The organism is Psychrobacter sp. I-STPA10 (assembly GCF_021012795.1).
Taxonomy (GTDB): domain Bacteria; phylum Pseudomonadota; class Gammaproteobacteria; order Pseudomonadales; family Moraxellaceae; genus Psychrobacter.
In genome coordinates, this window is record NZ_VFYU01000015.1 from 90,226 (window position 1) to 106,953 (window position 16,728).

Genomic DNA, 16,728 nt, shown 5'->3' on the forward strand with positions numbered 1-16,728 from the left:
CCCTCAAAAACCCTCTTTACTTTTAGTAATAATGTGATTTAATTTGAAGCCTTTGTTTTTACAACCTGCTCATAACTACTTGTAAGTAAAGGTAAAATTTATATGGAAATCACACTAAATGGGTACTATACCCTGATTCTAGCAACCCTTGTTTTGCTACTGGGGCGGTTTTTGGTCAAACGGATTAAATTCTTATCAGAGTTTAATATTCCTGAGCCTGTCGCAGGTGGCTTGGTTGCGGCAATTATTGTCTATGCGTTAAATATTTTTTTTGGCTATAGCTTTAACTTTCAGCAAGAGCTACAGACAGCATGTATGTTAATGTTTTTTGCTTCCATTGGGTTAAGTGCTGATTTTGGGCGGCTCAAGGCAGGTGGCACGCCATTGATGATATTTTTGGTGGTTGTATCCACTTATATCTTCTTACAAGATTTGCTCGGTGTCAGTTTGATGTCACTGATTGGACAAGACCCTTTGCTTGGCTTGGTGACAGGCTCAATCGCCTTGACAGGTGGTCATGGTACAGCAGGCGCTTGGGGAGTTGTGTTAGAAGATAAGTATGGCGTTACAGGGGCAACCACGCTGGGCATTGCCTGTGCCACTTATGGCTTGGTGGCAGGTGGCTTAATCGGAGGTCCTGTCGCCAAACGTTTGATTAAAAAGCTCGGCGTTCAACCGTTACCCACACCAGAGCAGCAAAGCAGTGTCGAAAAATTAGCAGGTGAGCAGTCATTATATAGCACCCAACATAATGAAAACGAGGACAGAGCCAATAAAGAAGTCTTTGAAAAACCAGATAATATCCGTCTGATTACCGCCTCATCAACCATTGAAACCTTGGCATTATTTGCCGCTGCATTGGCATTTGCTGATGTGATGACAGGGATTGCCAAAGGTACGTGGTTTGAGTTGCCTACTTTTGTCTGGGCATTGGGCGGTGGGGTGATTATCCGTAATACGCTCACGACCATTTTTGATTTTGATATGTTTGATAGAGCCATTGATGTGCTTGGTAATGCGTCATTATCACTATTTTTGGCAATGGCATTATTATCATTAAAGCTATGGGAGTTGACCGATTTGGCAGGTCCTGTGTTATTAATTTTGGTTGCACAAACTGTATTAATGGCTGCCTTTGCTTACTTTATTACCTTTCGGGTCATGGGCAAAGATTATGATTCCGCTGTGCTGGCAGCAGGGCATTGCGGCTTTGGTATGGGGGCAACGCCAACAGCGATTGCCAATATGCAGGCGGTTACTGACCGTTATGGTACATCGCATAAGGCATTTTTGATTGTGCCAATGGTGGGGGCATTTTTTGTGGATATTGTGAATGCCACTATTTTGCAGATATTTACCCAAATGCCATTTTTACAGTGATATGACTCACCTTTAAAGCAGCTAAATCATTCGTATTATTATAAATAAACGGGATAAACTTATAATGGTTTATCCCGTTTTTTAATGATTTAGTGATTCGTCAATTTTATTCAAATAAACGTTATTCAAATAGATAGACACTATTTATGGCTGTTATAGCTGAATTTAGCTACTTAATTCTAACTATTAATACATCAAATATTCAGCTCTAAAGTCACTATTAAATAAGCCATATAAAAACAATAGAGTAATACCAAACCATGTAATCAAAACGTATAGCTTGATTTGCTCAGCGTTCCAATCCCAAGCCACCAATCCGACAACAAAGATAGACAGCCACCCCTGCACACGCTTTGCACCACCAAAAAACACTATCCATGCATTTAATATGCTAATAAAACAAAACGCCAATATCCAGACCAGCAAAAGCATATTAGATATCTCCTACAGTATAAGCATCACATTGATAAAACTTTGCCTTACTATTTACCTTGTTATTTGTCTTCTTTCCCCATCTTTTCATTCATCACAATCTTATTTTCTCCTTGCACATTTGCTAATACTTGCTCATCATCTAAAAGTTTCTCTTTGGGGGCAAAAATTTCATTGTGATGCTGGCTAATCCATTCTCGCCATACTGCAAGCCCAATGGCTAATACCACAGGTCCAATAAATAAACCCACAAAACCAAATGCAGTTAAGCCACCAAGTACGCCTATAAAGATGATAATAAAGGGAATTTTGGTCGCGCCACTAATCACGATTGGACGAATCAAATTATCCACCCAACTAATCACAAATATGCCCCACAATGCCAAACCAATGCCTTCAGTAGCATGCCCTTGTGATAATAGCCATAATGACACCCCACCCCACGCAAACGGTGTACCAAATGGAATCAAAGCAATCACAAACGTCATAAGTGTCAATAATATAGGACTTGGCGCACCAGCAAAAAAGTAACCAATACCTGCCAGCAACGCTTGTGCTAAGGCGGTAAGACCAATGCCATACACCACCGCTTGTGTGGTCGCGCCTACCGAGTCAATATAGTCATCAATACGATTGCCAATGATATTACGCAATGCTTGGCGAATTTGCTTCACCAAACTCACACCATCACGATAAAAGAAAAATAGCGTCATCAATGCCATACCCATTTTGGCAAGCGAGCTTAACACCACGTCCAAAGCCACTTTGCCATAATATAGGTGTGAGTTTATCCACGCTTTAAATGCCGCCATTGAACCTTCGGGGTCTTTATTAATCTCCCAAAGTGTGTCTTTGATTTGTTGCCCAATCACAGGAAGATTTTTAATACTCTCCGGCAAATCCACATAGCCAACTTTGATACGATGAATTAAAGTCGTATATAAGCTGATTGCTTCTTGTTGTAGGATAAAAACCCCAATGACTAAAGGTATACCAATCATCAAAGAGATGGTGACCGTCATGATGGCTGCGCTAAAATCAGGACTAAATTTGACCTTATGATGAAAAAATTTGTAAATTGGAAAAGTAACATACGCCAATATTGCCGCCCACAATGCAGGCACAATAAAAAACTGTACGACTTGAAAACATAAGATAAAAAGTACGACCAATAAGGTAATGGCAAGCAGACGCTGGATAACCAGCTCTTTAGTCCAATTTTCAATCATGGTGGGATAAACCAAGCAAATAATTAAGTGAAGGCAAGCAGAAGAAAGTGAAGTAATTATTATGCACTAGGTTTATGAAAATGAATAATATCGGCTTGTAATTTTTACTTACAACTTTATAAGCCAATGAAAAAATGTGATATCTAATTTTAGATATCACATTTTCGACCAAATATAAATTTGTCAAAACTTAATAGAACAACTCAATCATGTCTATAACTATAAACCTCTAAATCTGCAATTCACCCACATCGGCAACGGTTAAAAATAATGCCCGAACTTGTTTAAGCAGAGCCAAACGATTGGCTTTTAACTGCGCATCGTCCGTATTGACCATCACATTATCAAAGAACTCGGTAAGTGGCTCGGCAAGCTGGGTCAAAGTTTGCAGAATTTGACGATAATCAGCAGTTTCTAGCAAGGGATTAAGCGTTTGCTGTGCTGTCACAACTGCTTGATATAAGTTTTGTTCAGCCGTTTCATTCAGCAAATCAGCATTAACACTGTCCGCCACTTCGACATCAGCTTTTGCCAAGATATTGGCAACGCGTTTGTTATTTTCGGCCAATGTTGCCGCTTGTGGTAGTTCGCGGAAGGCTTGCACTGCTCGGATACGCTGGTCAAAATCCAGTGGCATGTGTGGATTAATGGCTTGTACTGCTTGAATGGTATCCACGCTGACGCCTTGCTCGGTATACATTGCCCGATAACGTGAATTGATAAACTCAATCACATTGGTAAAGGTCTCACCCATTTTAGCCACTTTATTATCGCCATCAGCATTATAATTTTTGATGGCTTGCTCAACCAATCCAATCAAATTAATCGGCAGTTTATTTTCAATCAAAATGCGTAGCACACCAATGGCACTACGACGCAAGCTAAACGGGTCTTTTGAGCCTGTCGGCGCTTGGTCAATAGCAAAAATCCCCACTAAGGTATCAATACGGTCAGCTAATGCCAAGCAAATACCAATCGGCGTTTGTGGCAATTTATCACCACTAAAGCGAGGCAAATACTGCTCTTCAATACTATCCGCAATCGCAGTTGGTTCACCATTTAATCGCGCATAATAAGTACCTGCCACCCCTTGCAATTCAGGGAATTCACCAACCAAACTACTTGCCAAATCAGCTTTGGATAAAATACCTGCACGCGTCGCTTGCTCAACATCAATATCTTTGCCTTGTTCTTTTAGCAAGGTGGCAATAAATGCTGATAATTTGGCGATACGTTCTGACTTTTGCCAAATTGTACCAAGTTGGTCTTGGAAAACTCGGGTTTTAAGGTTTTCAGTCAAAGCAAATAATGGCTGTTTTTGGTCTTGTAAAAAGAAAAACTCAGCATCAGCCAAGCGAGGACGCACCACTTTTTCATTACCGCTAATCACTTGACTTGGGTCTTTAGATTCAATGTTACTGATAAAGATAAAATACGGTTGCAATTTGCCATCATTGTCAGTCAAACAAAAGTATTTTTGATCCGCTTGCATGGTCGAAATCAGTGCTTCTTGTGGCACTTGCAAAAACCGCTCTTCAAAACTGGCTCGCAATGCCACTGGCAAATCAACCAATGCGGTGACTTCATCTAATAAATCTTGTGGCATAATCGGTGCGGCATTGACTTCACTGGCAAGTTTATTGACTTGCTCGACAATTATCTGTTGACGTTTATCAAAATCAGCAACCACTTTGGCAGTCTCAAGCACACTTTCATAGTCTTTGGCGTGGGTGATTTCGTACTTATCTGCTGAGTGGAAACGATGCCCTAAGGTATTGTTATCCGATTTTAACCCTTGAATGGTGGCATCAATGACTTGATCATCTTGCATCAATACTAGCCATTTTACAGGACGCACAAATTCTTCTCGACTTGCCCCTGAGCGCATACGCTTGGCAATCGGTAATTCATCAAGCGCTTTTTGGAAAATGGCAGGTAACAATTCAGTTACCGCTTGTCCATGAATGGTTTGCTCATAGCCAATATAATCGCCTTTATCCGTGTTAATGGTAATCAGCTCACTAACATCAATACCCAAACCTTGAGCAAAACCTTGAGCGGCTCGGGTAGGATTTCCTTCGCTATCATAGGCTGCTTTTAATGCCGGCCCTCTTTTTTGCTCTACTCTATCAGGTTGTTTATCAGCGATGCCTTCAATCTGAATGGCAAGCCGTCTGGGAGCTGCAAAGGCTTTGATGCTTTGATAATCAATTTGTGCCTCTTTAAGCTGAGTTTCAACGCTAGATTGCAAAGCATCACGTAATGGTTTTAAGCTTTTTGGTGGCAACTCTTCGCAGCCAAGTTCAAATAAGATGGTGGTCATGGGATTCTCTTGTATTTTAATAAAATGATTAAATAACTGATTAAATAATGATGGGGGTGATTATAACAAATCTGCACAAATAAAAAGTTTACGACAGACACATATTAGAATAAAGTTTTGCAAATCAGCATATTAAAAGAAATAACTAAAATGAGTCACTATATGACTAAGATAAGCAAGTCTTTGACATTACCATTGATAACAATCGCTACCTTATCGGCAACGCTATCTGGCTGTGCTAACTTATCAACAAACCATCACAACTATAATAGCAATGATAATTATGATAGCTATGATAATGACGCCAAACAGCAAGCAGCCATTGATCACATCACTGATAAAATAGCCAAAAATATGAACGATAAAGAAGCAGAACAGTTTTTGTTAAGTGACAGCACAAAAAACTGGCTAAAATCTGCCCTACCACCCCAAGATTACAAAAACTTTTATAACAATGTGGTTTATTTTAATGCCACCAGTACCTTAAAAAATGGTAGCAAATATTACGAAGCTCGCCAAAATAATAACTTTAAATCTTATGATGATGGTTTAGGTCTAATATCAGGAATTGTGGTCAATCCAGATGGCTTTTTTTATTTGGCTTATACGCAGCCAAATTCCCAGTCAAACTCAAACCAAATGACCTACATCACTAATGACAGCAAATGCCAATCTGAAGTACACGATGCCATTAAGGTAGTTTCTCATATTTACCAAAAATCGCCTGATTTTCGCTTAGTTAAAAGCACTCAAGAAAAGCCTAGCAATCATGACTGTAGTGAAGTATATGGGCGTGAGTTGCCAAGCGATTTTCCGCCACGTTCTGCTTATCGATTAGCAAACTAATGCTGAAGGTCAAACGTATCCATAACCAGCTCACATAAAGTCTGTAAACTATAGAAATCATATGGCTGTGCCAGTTTTGGTACCCAATAGCGGCCATGTGCTAGCCAATGCCGATATAGAAAAGCAGACTTAACTTGACCGATAAGATGGTTATTTACCTCAGAATATGCTTTCCAATACTCTAATATCTCATCTTCAAGCGATACTCTATTGCCTTTAGCTTTTGCCATCTCTCTAAATGCGCGCGATAACTCATCCTTGAGCTTTAGAGTATTCCTTGCTATATAATCAATACGAAACCTTGCTTCCAAAGCTGATAACAACATCAATGAAAGTGCTAATTCATTTTCTTGTTGAACTGTATTTTTACGCTGCTGTACTTCTTGTATCGTCCAACCCAAAAAAAGTTTATTAAAATTTAGGTTGTCTGTAGAAAAATATAGATTTATGGCATTGGTTGTTTCTTCATATTGTGTGCTTATCCTTGATATATCAGGATGTCTCCCTGATAAACTGACCTTTTTCTGTCTAGCCATTAACCACTTCCATCAAAGCATCTTGAAAGCTTTCTTGGGTTAACTCATAAAAATTTATATTAGGGGGTAGCGTAGCAATTTTCCAAACCCATTCTGGATCATAGTTATCGGTTCGTGGCAAATCTAGATAAGAGTAAGCTGGCTTATGACTATTTTTATCTACTAATACAAAACGTACATTTCCTTTTGAGCTATTCATGTCTACTCGTCCCTTAGCACCTATTAAATTAGTCCCTTTAGGAATTAAATAGACAGTCTCTCGTCCCAAAGTCAGTATTAGTTGATTTACTGAATATTGACCAATATATTCTTCATGAACTTCAATAGTCTCTTCTTTTAGTTTTATTGCTCCCCTCTCAATATAAGGTTGCAGATAATTTTTAATTTGAGTATAAAACTGGTCTAAATAATTCAACCATGATTGTTTTTTAGCATCCCAATTAATCTCTGGCTGATTATCTACCTCTTGCTCTAACTCTTGGATAAACTCATCAAATGTTGTCGCCATCCCCCCTCTCCTTTTTTATTTTTCTGCCTCTTCTTTCGGCAAATACTTCTCTAACGCTGCCTCTCGGTGCGCCTCATCCGCCAATGGAAAGCCCAATTTTGCCCGGGCTTCGACATAGCCTAACGCCACTTTGCGAGCCAATGTGCGTACTCGCAGAATAAACCGCTGACGCTCTGTCACCGAGATCGCCCCACGAGCGTCAAGCAAGTTAAAGGTATGGCTGGCTTTAAGTACCATTTCATACGCAGGCAAAGGCAATCCTGCTGCCACCAGTTTATCGGCTTGCTGCTCATAAAAATCAAATAATTCAAACATCTTCGGCACATCGGCATGTTCAAAATTATAGGTTGATTGTTCCACTTCGTTTTGATGAAACACATCGCCATACGTCACCGTACCAAACTCACCATCTGTCCACACAAGATCATAGACACTATCCACGCCTTGAATGTACATCGCCAAACGCTCAAGCCCGTAAGTAATCTCACCTGTCACAGGGAAACACTCGATACCACCGACTTGCTGAAAATAGGTAAACTGGGTGACTTCCATACCGTTAAGCCACACTTCCCAACCAAGTCCCCACGCACCAAGCGTTGGCGACTCCCAGTTGTCTTCGACAAAACGCACATCATTAACCAGTGGGTCGATACCAATCGCTTTGAGCGACTCTAAATACAGCTCTTGGATATTGGCTGGATTGGGCTTAAGCACCACTTGAAACTGGTAATAATGTTGCAAACGGTTGGGGTTATCGCCATAGCGTCCATCAGTGGGACGGCGAGAAGGCTGTACATAGGCAGCGTTCCAAATTTCAGGACCTAATGAGCGCAGAAAGGTGGCTGTATGAAACGTGCCTGCACCCACCTCCATATCATAGGGCTGCAACACCACACAGCCTTTACTTGCCCAGTAGTTTTGTAAAGTTAAAATTAGTTCTTGAAAAGTCATAGTTACATCACTGTTGGTTTCGTTAGGTTTGATTTATTAAAACTCAATAAAATTTAATGAAAATAAATAAAGCTTAAAATAGGTCAATATTTGTGCAGGAAATCTGCACAAATATTAGGTAATTAATTTACTGCTCACCTTACTAAAAAATGGCAATTTTATCCATAGTATAGTGTAGTTTCTTTATTTATAGAGACAAAATTTATAGAGATAAAGTGAGCTGACAAAAAAATACCCAGATAGGAGGAATCTGGGTAGGAGGAAAGCAGTTATTCAAAATATTAGTTTAACTTAGTATTTATTAAGGTTAATTAAAGCAGATTTTTATCATGCTTACAATATATATTAACTTAATAATTAGATAATATCGTAACTAAATACTACTCATTATGCTTGATAGGAAGCTGCGGTTGCATTAGGCATAATAAGCCAAAGTATGATATAGATTAAGATACCAGGCACAGCCGCACTTGCTGTCGAGACAACGACAAACAAAATTCGAGTCAAGGTGGGCGACCAACCAAGATATTCGGCAATACCACCCATAACGCCTGCAATCATACGATGGTTGCGTGAGCGGTGTAACCTAACCAGTCTGTTCATTATAATCTCCTAAAAAATCCATGATAAGGGGTTAAAGGATAATGTCACATTCTTATAAACTGATATGAGGGGATTTACAGTTGTTTTCAATCATTAGCGTCATGATAGAGGTTATTTATTACTCATTATTACTAAAACTGTACACTATTTACTCAAAGTTTGTCATGTTATGCTAACTTAGCTTACATCAATCTATCCTTATCTATTTATAATCTATTGATTTAATAAACATATTTCAAGATATTTCAAGGAAATTATTTTTCATTTATAATTAAATACTATTATAAATTATAATAAAAAGACAATAATAATTATAAACTAGGATAGCAAAACTATGTCAACACCCCCGACCACATATACTAATCGCCCCAAAAGCATACGGTATGATAAGCAATATAATCATAATCATTATTCTTCAAGTGCTTTTATACTTATCATGCTATATATGCAAAAAGATACCACACAATTTTTATTTATGGCTTTTTTAAGTAAACTACAGCATGGTATATGGTGGGCATGGCTACTATTATTATTGCTACTGGTGTGGTTTTTTTTAGCAAAGGACTATTGGCAGTTAAGTGTGGATAGGCTAAGTTATTATTTTGCGAGTATTCGCGTTAAAAGTATGCCACTGACGGATAAGCTTCCTCCTATTATTGAGATTCAACAAGGTGAAAAGGAGACGCAACATGTGCGTATTTATCAACGCCGTAATGATATGTTTGTCACAGATTATCAAACTTTGAAGTTTCATATTTCAAGCGATGAATGTCAATGTTTACCCCAACTAATCGCAGATTTACAAAAACGAGTACCAAACCTTGATATCAAAGGTAAGTTTGACTGCACTTCAGACATCACCCAAATAAAGTATTATGAAAAAAAGCTAAAACGGGCAATGAGAATCAATCAGTTATTGGTTGTTTTATTATTACTATCCATATTTGCCAAACAAATGGTGCATATTAACTATCAATTATGGGGGCTTTTGGCATTTATTTTTTTATTATTAATTGCTGAAACAGTTGTCAAAAAGTCTGATAAAACCTCCTTAGAACAACAAAAAAACGAAACCATATCTTTATGGTATTCCTTAATTCCTGCACTATTATTTTTATTAGCGACCAATATTGTGATGCTCATCAATGAATACCAAGTGACACAAGGACATCTACCAACAACAACCATCACAGCGACACTAAAAAGCCAAGATATATCATATAACTATCAGCGATGGGAAAGTGAGCAGTTACCATCAATGCCAAAGTATTTTACCGTCTATGGTCAGAAGCTCAATTTTGCATTACAAAAAGAGCAAATGTATCAAATAACCATTTATCATGGTTATTTGGGTGATGTCATTATCCCAGACTCCTCATTAGCTAACGCAAAGATAAAACAACAGTAACCGTAATAAATAAAAATAGATGAAAAAGCAAAAATAAAAAACCCTCATTGCAAGTAGTCATAACTAACCATAAAATCAGCCATAAAATCAACCACAAATATAAGGAAATACCCATGACAGACCATACAAACTTAGCCAGCATCGGTATAATGATTGGACACTTTGAGCCGTTTCACCTCGGGCAGATGCGTAGTATTCTGCACGCATCAGGACAGGTTAAAACCCTACACATCATCATCACCCCACACCCTGCCCCCAACCCAAACTACCCTGTGACCCTACAAGATAAAGCACGTTGGTTACAGCTTGCCTGTGCTGAGCTGCCCTTTATCGAGATTCACACCAGTGATGAGATTATGCTGCCTGTACATGACCGCTTTGATACCGCACACATTGATGTGCATAAAAGCAATGCCAAGCTAAAACATCTTATCTCAGGTTTGGGATTGTCTGAAACGGAGCAAGCACAGCTATTCGTTGCCGAAAACCACCCATTGGCACAAGCCTCACAATATACAGAGTTATATTTACCCATTGCCACCACACCAAGGCAAGCAGAATTTAATTCATTTGATATTGCGCAAAATCCTGTGGCGCATTGGGATAAAATCCACCCCGAAGCCCGCAGTAACTATACCAAAACCGTCGCCATCGTCGGTGGTGAAAGCTCAGGCAAAACCACACTGGTGCACAAATTAGCAAACTACTATGGTGCAAGTTTTGCTCTAGAGATGGGGCGACTCTATGTTGGCACAGACTTAGGTGGCAGTGAGGTGGGACTACAATATAGTGACTATGCACCGATTACCCTTGACCATGCCGAAGCGGTGCGAGTGGCTAAATATCGTGCACCTGCCCCTGTCACTTTTGTCGATACTGACTTTGTGACCACGCAAGCATTTTGTGAAGAATATGAAGGACGTACTCACCCTTTTGTCAGTGCTTGTATTGATGAGTTTCGCTTTGACCATACCCTATTTTTAGCCAATAACACCCCATGGGTGGACGATGGTATGCGCTCCCTTGGCAGTATCGATGCACGCGAGCGATTCGAGGCACGCCTCAGTGATATTTTTGCACGTCATCAGATACAGCCACATCGTATCAGTAGCCCTAACTATGACGAGCGTTATCAGAAGGCCATCACTTATATCAATCAACACATTTATCATTACTAAGAGCTAACACGATAACATGAACGCCTTTTTTTATAATTTGCTATTATCAACAAAATAACAAAATACTTATGATTTTGATAAACCAACTATCGGATTTTAATCCATTATTTTTAAGTGAGGAATGGAATGCGCATTCAACTGTTAGATAACATTACTGGAAAGTGGGCGGTGCAATGGACGATTGGCTGGTTTGTCGCTGGTGTCATTGCGCTATCAATAGGATTTTGGAAGTTTACACAACATACAGGATTAGACTGGTTTTATTTGGGTGTGTCTTTTATTGGTCTGTTGTGTGTGGTATCGCTGTCATTTCGTAAAAACATTCTGGGCAATGGTCTGGGATTATTAGCAAATATAGGCGAGATTATTGTTCAGTTTACCTCTGGAGCGGTTGGTTTGATGCTGACACCTGCGTTTAACTCAACCACACATGTGGCGGGATTATTTTATTGGAGCAAGCACAGTGATGGTGATGGGCAAATGGTGCCACAATCTGCCAATAAACTGGTGTGGTTAGCAGCGATTGCGTTTATTATTATTGGCTTATTTTTATTTCCTTATGTCAATAATTTAATGAACGAATATCAATTTTTAAACATTGATAATGACCAGTTTTATTGGTTAAACGTAGCAGCTTTTGTGGTTGCCATTACCGCACAAGCAACCATGATTATGCGTTATGCCTTTAGTTGGTGGCTATGGATTTTATCCAATGTAATATGGTTATCAGTCAACTTAATTACAGGCAACTATATTTTTGCCATTCAAACCATGGTCTATCAGGTCAACGCCATTGTAGGTCTATATGAATGGTACCGTAATGAACAAGATGATAACGAAATCCTAGCTTAGCAAAATATCCAACTTAGTACGTTTTCAATGTACCATACATAAATTGTCCGTATATTAACAAGGAGGTTAATATGGCTCGTTCATTTTTTAAATCCCAACGCTCACTTGAGCAGTGGCTGGCAGACTATGCGGTCAGCCATCAACACCCCATTAATAAAAAAATCCATTGGCTTTGTGTTCCTATCATATTTACCTGTATTGCAGGTATGTCTGTCTCCTTTTCGGTGTGGTTTACCCTAATACTCTCTGCACTGGTTTTATTGTTTTATATTCGTCTCTCGGCTCCCCTATTTTTGGCGATGGGCATTTTTATGTTGTTCTGTTTTGCTTTAATCACTCTTCTGCCTGTTGGATTTAAATTTTGGGCGGCATTATTTGTGCTGGCTTGGATTGGTCAGTTTATTGGACACAAACTTGAAGGTAAAAAACCCTCATTTTTTGAAGATTTACAATTTTTGTTGATTGGTCCTGCTTGGCTTGCAGCAAGTCTTATGGGGCATAATATACAGCCAGCAGAATAACCTGCCATAAAAAAAGTATGCCACCACAAAATGATGACATACTTTTGCATTTATCAATTAATTTTACTCGTACTTTTGAGAAGTAATTACGCTTACAAATAAAAGTTATTGGATAATTTAATCTAGTGTCTGGTCACCACCACCATTAACAAATAAAGTCTGACCACTGACCCAAGTGGAAATCGGTGCGGCAAAATACAGCATAGCTCCAGCAATATCATCAGGCTCACCCAATCGCTTGATGGGGGTATGCGCCAGCATTTTTTGTTCAATCTCTGGCGTAAGCACCGTTTCTAGGGCATGGGTTCGTGTCGCACCAGGACCGACAGCATTGATACGAACTTCAGGCCCAAAATCATGAGCCAAGTTTGCAACCATATGATTGATGGCAGCTTTTGAGGAAGCATACCCACTCATATTCGGGCTTCTATCAATACTTGCCATTGAGGTGGTAAAGACAATAGAGCCATAGCCAGATTCTTTCATGTGTGGCACACATAGCTGACACAAACGCCAGCCACTAAAGACATTTAACTCAAAATCACGACGGAAGTTATCAACATCAAGTTTTAAAGGGTTTTCTCGACCGCCACCACCACCACCAGCATTACTAATTAATATATTGAGTGCACCAAAGGTCTCAATGGTTTTATCCACCAAGCCTACCAAATCCTCATCTTTTAAGATATTACAGGTTACTGCCAAGCCTTTGACACCATAACTCTCAATCTCTGTGACTACTTGCTTGGCATCGTCCAAGTTTAAGTCAGCAATCACCACATTCGCCCCTGCTTGTGCCAATCTTAAGGCAGTGGCTTTACCGATACCATTAGCACCACCTGTGACGATGGCTGTTTTGCCTGATAAATCAAATAATTCATTAAATGACTTTTTTTCAAATTTCACCATGATACATACTCCTTGTGTGTTGGTCTTTTGGGTTATTAATAATTAATTATTGGTTTTTATATGTTCATTAGGGCCATAACTATCATAAATCACTACTCCATTTTTGATGGTTTGCATTACTTTAATGTCTTTGATGCGGTCGGCTGGTACGGCAAGTGGATTATTATCTAATATCACTAAGTCAGCAACTTTACCGACAGTCAATGTGCCTTTACTGTCTTCTTCAAAGTATTGATAAGCGGCGTGCTCGGTGACCGCTTTTAGGGCTTGGTAAGGGGTAATGCGTTCGTTTGCACCGATGATTTGCCCTGAGCGTGAGGTACGGTTGACCGCTGTCCATACCGATAATAAGGGGTTAACAGGGGTGACGGTGTCGTCTGAATGGTTGGTGTATTTAAAGCCCATGTTGTGGGCACTTGCCATCGGGCTTAAAGAGTAGGCACGCTCTTTGCCGAGATTTTTGACATGCACGTCACCCCAAAAAAAGGCGTGATTGGTAAAAAATGAGGGTTGAATGTTGTATTGTTGTAGTTTTTTGAGTTGGTCAGGGCGGATAAATTGCGCATGAACGGCAATGGTACGGCGGTCTTTGTCTAAAGGTTGGTTTAATTTTTGGCAAGCATACTCATGGGCGGTGATAATCATGTCGGTGGCGGCGTCACCGTTGTTATGGATAAACAGTTGATTGTCATGCTGATAGGCTTTGTAAAACATATCGTTTATCTGCTCTTGGGGCAGGCTGGGCATGCCTCGGGCGTGACCGCCACAGCCACAGCTTGGGATATTGCTAAGATAAGGCTTGGTAAAGTAAGCAGTTTTGCCTTGCGGTGAGCCATCAGCGATGATTTTAGTGCCTTGGATTTTAAAGCCGTTTTGGTAGTGTTGCCATTTTAGTTGATTATCCGCCAAATTTTCGTCCAAATCGCTGACCCCTGCTAATGCCACAAGGTCGATTTTTAGCTTGCCTGCGTCTGCTTGAGCTTGGAAAAAATGTAAGGTATCACGAGGGGTTGAGCCGTCTTGGGCGGTGGTGACACCTTGTTTGATGTAATAATCTTGGGTTTGCATAAAAAAATCACCCTGCTTTGGGGCAAATAGCTCAAGCATGTGACGCATAAAGGGATACATGGCGGTTTCTTGTACCAAGCCATTTGGCTCTTTACTGCCATCATAATGAGCGATGTTACCACCTTCGGGGTTTGGGGTGTCGGCGGTGATGTTCATAAAAGCAAGGGCTTTGGAGTTTGCCACGCCCATGTGTCCGCTGGTGTGTTGTAGATATACAGGGTTGTTGGGTAATACGGCGTCAATCTCATCTTTGGTTGGGTGGCGTGCTGGGGTCAACTCGTTGTCATCATAGCCCCAACCAAATATCCACTCACCGTCAGCGATTTGCTGATCAATTTTGTACTGTTTCACTGCCTGCATCATCTCATCAATGGTGCTGATTTGCCCAATTGGTGGTGGACTTAAGTTAACTTGCCCCATGGTATTGGAAACTAAGGCAAAATGGCTGTGTGGGTCGATAAAGGCGGGCAATAGGGTTTGCTGGTGTAGGTCAATTAAGGTCGCTTGTGGGTAGGTGGCTTTGGCATCTGCTAAATCACCAACGTAAATGATTTTGTCTGCTTGGGTAACGAGAGATTGGGCATATTGTGGGCTGTCGCCTTCCATGGTAAGGATATGTCCATTGTGATATAGGGTGGGTGGTTGTTTTAGTTGTTTATTGCAAGAAGATGATCCATCTGTCATAGTCATATAATTATCCTTATAATTAAGTTAAAAATTTATTATAACGTTATTTTTATTTTTAAGAATTATTTATTCATATTAATCAATAGAGATTATTATACCATTTTGAATAATGAACCTATCAAGAAAAACAAGCACTACCATTAAGCTATAGGTTCTGTTGAACTTTCACCCCGTTAGGCTAATATCTACAAGGGATACGGCTACTTTTTACTTTCAGGTAAAAATTGGCTAAATTCGCATAATAAAGCGTTAATGAACTGGTTAATATCCCTGCTGTTATTAACAAGAGCTACCTGCGTTCATTGCCTTGATTAAGACACTGCTTGTTAAAATCAGTATCTCAATTTTTCCTATGAAGATGAATGTTCAACAGAACTCTAGTTTGTAGCTGTACTGGGTATCGCTGATGCGGGTTTTTCATGAAACCACTTTTCATAAATCTTATCATAAGTACCATTTTGTTGTATTTTCTCTAGACCACTATTGATTTTATCAAGCAGCTTGACGTTATTCTTTTTAACCAGAATACCCCATTCCCAAACAGGAAACTGAGGATCATTCACTATCACAAATGACTCCCCTTCATTTAACTGACTTTTATACAAGTGAATATTATGATCTAAACGTACTTGGGCATCAGAGACATACTGGGCTTTATCAGTCATCAAATTTTGTAAGGCAACATAGCTACTTTTACTGGTCAGCTTTTGGTTTTTAGCACTCAAAAACTTTTCAAAAAAAGCATCATTTTCACCACCAATTGCAACGGCTATCGTCTGGTCTTTAATATCTGTGTATTTATCTGGAAGCGTTTGGGTATCACTTTGTAAGGTCAACAAAGACATGGGGGATTGATAGTAAGGATTAGAAACACCGTAGTTTTGTTTACGCTCATCTGTAATCCATACTGATGAAGCAATGATGTCAGCTTGCCCTTTTTTTAAATCATCAAACAATACAACCCAAGGACGGGATTCAAAGGTTACATTAAAGCCCTCTTCTTGACCAATGGCTTCCAATAAATCAACATCAAAACCAATAACATTACCAGTTGCATCCAAATCCTCAAAAGGTGGATAGCTGGCATTGGTAACGACTCGATAGGTGGTATCAAAAGTTTGTAGGCCAGCCGTAGCCGCTTCCTCATCTGCTTGTTGATCACACGCAGTACAACAAAGTAGGGTTAAGGAAATACTGCATAATATTTTAGGCAGTTGTGTCAACCAGCCATTTGTTGAGTTATTTATTGTAAGCTGCATAGTCATACCTTAAAGTAATAATGTAACGATAAAATAAG

16 protein-coding genes are annotated in these 16,728 nt (G+C 39.6%); 6 read left to right on the plus strand and 10 right to left on the minus strand.

Features of this window, described 5'->3' with window-relative positions; translation table 11 throughout:
- Window positions 1–102: 102 nt before the first annotated feature.
- Window positions 103–1,380, plus strand: a complete 1,278-nt coding sequence (locus FHK89_RS07290; protein ID WP_230658617.1) for a sodium/glutamate symporter — start codon at window positions 103–105, stop codon at window positions 1,378–1,380.
- 186 nt (window positions 1,381–1,566) lie between these two features.
- On the opposite strand, the gene FHK89_RS07295 is transcribed toward FHK89_RS07290, so the two are convergent.
- From FHK89_RS07295 to glyS, 3 genes are all read right to left on the minus strand, one after another.
- The gene (locus FHK89_RS07295) at window positions 1,567–1,812 is read right to left on the minus strand and encodes a hypothetical protein (RefSeq protein WP_230658619.1); all 246 of its coding nucleotides are present in this window, start codon (window positions 1,810–1,812) and stop codon (window positions 1,567–1,569) included.
- Window positions 1,813–1,874: 62 nt separating this feature from the next.
- Entirely contained in the window at window positions 1,875–3,041 is a 1,167-nt protein-coding gene (locus tag FHK89_RS07300) for an AI-2E family transporter (RefSeq protein ID WP_230658621.1), read from the minus strand.
- A 229-nt stretch (window positions 3,042–3,270) separates the two neighbouring features.
- Window positions 3,271–5,364: a glycine--tRNA ligase subunit beta gene (gene glyS, locus FHK89_RS07305; RefSeq protein WP_230658623.1), complete on the minus strand. Its 2,094-nt coding sequence runs from the start codon at window positions 5,362–5,364 to the stop codon at window positions 3,271–3,273.
- A gap of 162 nt (window positions 5,365–5,526) precedes the next feature.
- On the opposite strand from glyS, the gene FHK89_RS07310 reads away from it, so the two are divergent.
- Window positions 5,527–6,210: a hypothetical protein gene (locus tag FHK89_RS07310; RefSeq protein WP_230658625.1), complete on the plus strand. Its 684-nt coding sequence runs from the start codon at window positions 5,527–5,529 to the stop codon at window positions 6,208–6,210.
- Here FHK89_RS07310 and FHK89_RS07315 read toward each other — a convergent pair.
- The 4 genes from FHK89_RS07315 to FHK89_RS07330 form a co-directional block, all read right to left on the minus strand.
- On the minus strand, window positions 6,207–6,746 hold the full coding sequence (locus FHK89_RS07315; RefSeq protein WP_230658627.1) for a hypothetical protein: 540 nt from the start codon (window positions 6,744–6,746) through the stop codon (window positions 6,207–6,209). The two genes, FHK89_RS07310 and FHK89_RS07315, sit on opposite strands and share 4 nt — an antisense overlap.
- Complete coding sequence (locus tag FHK89_RS07320; protein ID WP_230658629.1) at window positions 6,739–7,254, minus strand: hypothetical protein; 516 nt, start codon at window positions 7,252–7,254, stop codon at window positions 6,739–6,741. The genes FHK89_RS07315 and FHK89_RS07320 overlap by 8 nt, the downstream gene beginning before the upstream one ends.
- Before the next feature lie 15 nt (window positions 7,255–7,269).
- On the minus strand, window positions 7,270–8,205 hold the full coding sequence (glyQ, locus tag FHK89_RS07325; RefSeq protein ID WP_230658631.1) for a glycine--tRNA ligase subunit alpha: 936 nt from the start codon (window positions 8,203–8,205) through the stop codon (window positions 7,270–7,272).
- A 387-nt stretch (window positions 8,206–8,592) separates the two neighbouring features.
- Window positions 8,593–8,808: a PspC domain-containing protein gene (locus FHK89_RS07330; RefSeq protein ID WP_230658633.1), complete on the minus strand. Its 216-nt coding sequence runs from the start codon at window positions 8,806–8,808 to the stop codon at window positions 8,593–8,595.
- A 334-nt stretch (window positions 8,809–9,142) separates the two neighbouring features.
- Here FHK89_RS07330 and FHK89_RS07335 point away from each other — a divergent pair, with 334 nt between their 5' ends.
- The 4 genes from FHK89_RS07335 (at window position 9,143) to FHK89_RS07350 (ending at window position 12,767) form a co-directional block, all read left to right on the plus strand.
- Window positions 9,143–10,216: a hypothetical protein gene (locus tag FHK89_RS07335; protein WP_230658636.1), complete on the plus strand. Its 1,074-nt coding sequence runs from the start codon at window positions 9,143–9,145 to the stop codon at window positions 10,214–10,216.
- Between the two features lie 47 nt (window positions 10,217–10,263).
- Window positions 10,264–11,394: a multifunctional transcriptional regulator/nicotinamide-nucleotide adenylyltransferase/ribosylnicotinamide kinase NadR gene (gene nadR, locus FHK89_RS07340; RefSeq protein ID WP_268992939.1), complete on the plus strand. Its 1,131-nt coding sequence runs from the start codon at window positions 10,264–10,266 to the stop codon at window positions 11,392–11,394.
- A gap of 126 nt (window positions 11,395–11,520) precedes the next feature.
- On the plus strand, window positions 11,521–12,246 hold the full coding sequence (gene pnuC / locus FHK89_RS07345; protein ID WP_230658640.1) for a nicotinamide riboside transporter PnuC: 726 nt from the start codon (window positions 11,521–11,523) through the stop codon (window positions 12,244–12,246).
- Between the two features lie 71 nt (window positions 12,247–12,317).
- Window positions 12,318–12,767, plus strand: coding sequence for an Mpo1 family 2-hydroxy fatty acid dioxygenase (locus FHK89_RS07350; protein ID WP_230658642.1), 450 nt, complete (start codon window positions 12,318–12,320; stop codon window positions 12,765–12,767).
- A 117-nt stretch (window positions 12,768–12,884) separates the two neighbouring features.
- Here FHK89_RS07350 and FHK89_RS07355 read toward each other — a convergent pair whose 3' ends face one another.
- From FHK89_RS07355 to FHK89_RS07365, 3 genes are all read right to left on the minus strand, one after another.
- Entirely contained in the window at window positions 12,885–13,676 is a 792-nt protein-coding gene (locus tag FHK89_RS07355) for a glucose 1-dehydrogenase (protein ID WP_230658644.1), read from the minus strand.
- A 42-nt stretch (window positions 13,677–13,718) separates the two neighbouring features.
- A complete protein-coding gene (locus FHK89_RS07360; RefSeq protein WP_230658646.1) occupies window positions 13,719–15,434 on the minus strand; it encodes an amidohydrolase in 1,716 nt (571 codons plus the stop codon).
- Between the two features lie 374 nt (window positions 15,435–15,808).
- The gene (locus FHK89_RS07365; protein ID WP_230658647.1) at window positions 15,809–16,690 is read right to left on the minus strand and encodes a transporter substrate-binding domain-containing protein; all 882 of its coding nucleotides are present in this window, start codon (window positions 16,688–16,690) and stop codon (window positions 15,809–15,811) included.
- Between the last annotated feature and the right edge of the window lie 38 nt (window positions 16,691–16,728).

Coding starts and splice junctions, on each gene's coding strand:
- FHK89_RS07335 (WP_230658636.1), top strand. CDS start 9,143: ATGTCAACACCCCCGACCACATATACTAATCGCCCCAAAAGCATACGG.
- glyQ (WP_230658631.1), bottom strand. CDS start 8,205: ATGACTTTTCAAGAACTAATTTTAACTTTACAAAACTACTGGGCAAGT.
- FHK89_RS07355 (WP_230658644.1), bottom strand. CDS start 13,676: ATGGTGAAATTTGAAAAAAAGTCATTTAATGAATTATTTGATTTATCA.
- FHK89_RS07320 (WP_230658629.1), bottom strand. CDS start 7,254: ATGGCGACAACATTTGATGAGTTTATCCAAGAGTTAGAGCAAGAGGTA.
- FHK89_RS07315 (WP_230658627.1), bottom strand. CDS start 6,746: ATGGCTAGACAGAAAAAGGTCAGTTTATCAGGGAGACATCCTGATATA.
- FHK89_RS07350 (WP_230658642.1), top strand. CDS start 12,318: ATGGCTCGTTCATTTTTTAAATCCCAACGCTCACTTGAGCAGTGGCTG.
- FHK89_RS07295 (WP_230658619.1), bottom strand. CDS start 1,812: ATGCTTTTGCTGGTCTGGATATTGGCGTTTTGTTTTATTAGCATATTA.
- FHK89_RS07330 (WP_230658633.1), bottom strand. CDS start 8,808: ATGAACAGACTGGTTAGGTTACACCGCTCACGCAACCATCGTATGATT.
- glyS (WP_230658623.1), bottom strand. CDS start 5,364: ATGACCACCATCTTATTTGAACTTGGCTGCGAAGAGTTGCCACCAAAA.
- FHK89_RS07290 (WP_230658617.1), top strand. CDS start 103: ATGGAAATCACACTAAATGGGTACTATACCCTGATTCTAGCAACCCTT.
- FHK89_RS07365 (WP_230658647.1), bottom strand. CDS start 16,690: ATGCAGCTTACAATAAATAACTCAACAAATGGCTGGTTGACACAACTG.
- pnuC (WP_230658640.1), top strand. CDS start 11,521: ATGCGCATTCAACTGTTAGATAACATTACTGGAAAGTGGGCGGTGCAA.
- FHK89_RS07310 (WP_230658625.1), top strand. CDS start 5,527: ATGACTAAGATAAGCAAGTCTTTGACATTACCATTGATAACAATCGCT.
- FHK89_RS07300 (WP_230658621.1), bottom strand. CDS start 3,041: ATGATTGAAAATTGGACTAAAGAGCTGGTTATCCAGCGTCTGCTTGCC.
- FHK89_RS07360 (WP_230658646.1), bottom strand. CDS start 15,434: ATGACTATGACAGATGGATCATCTTCTTGCAATAAACAACTAAAACAA.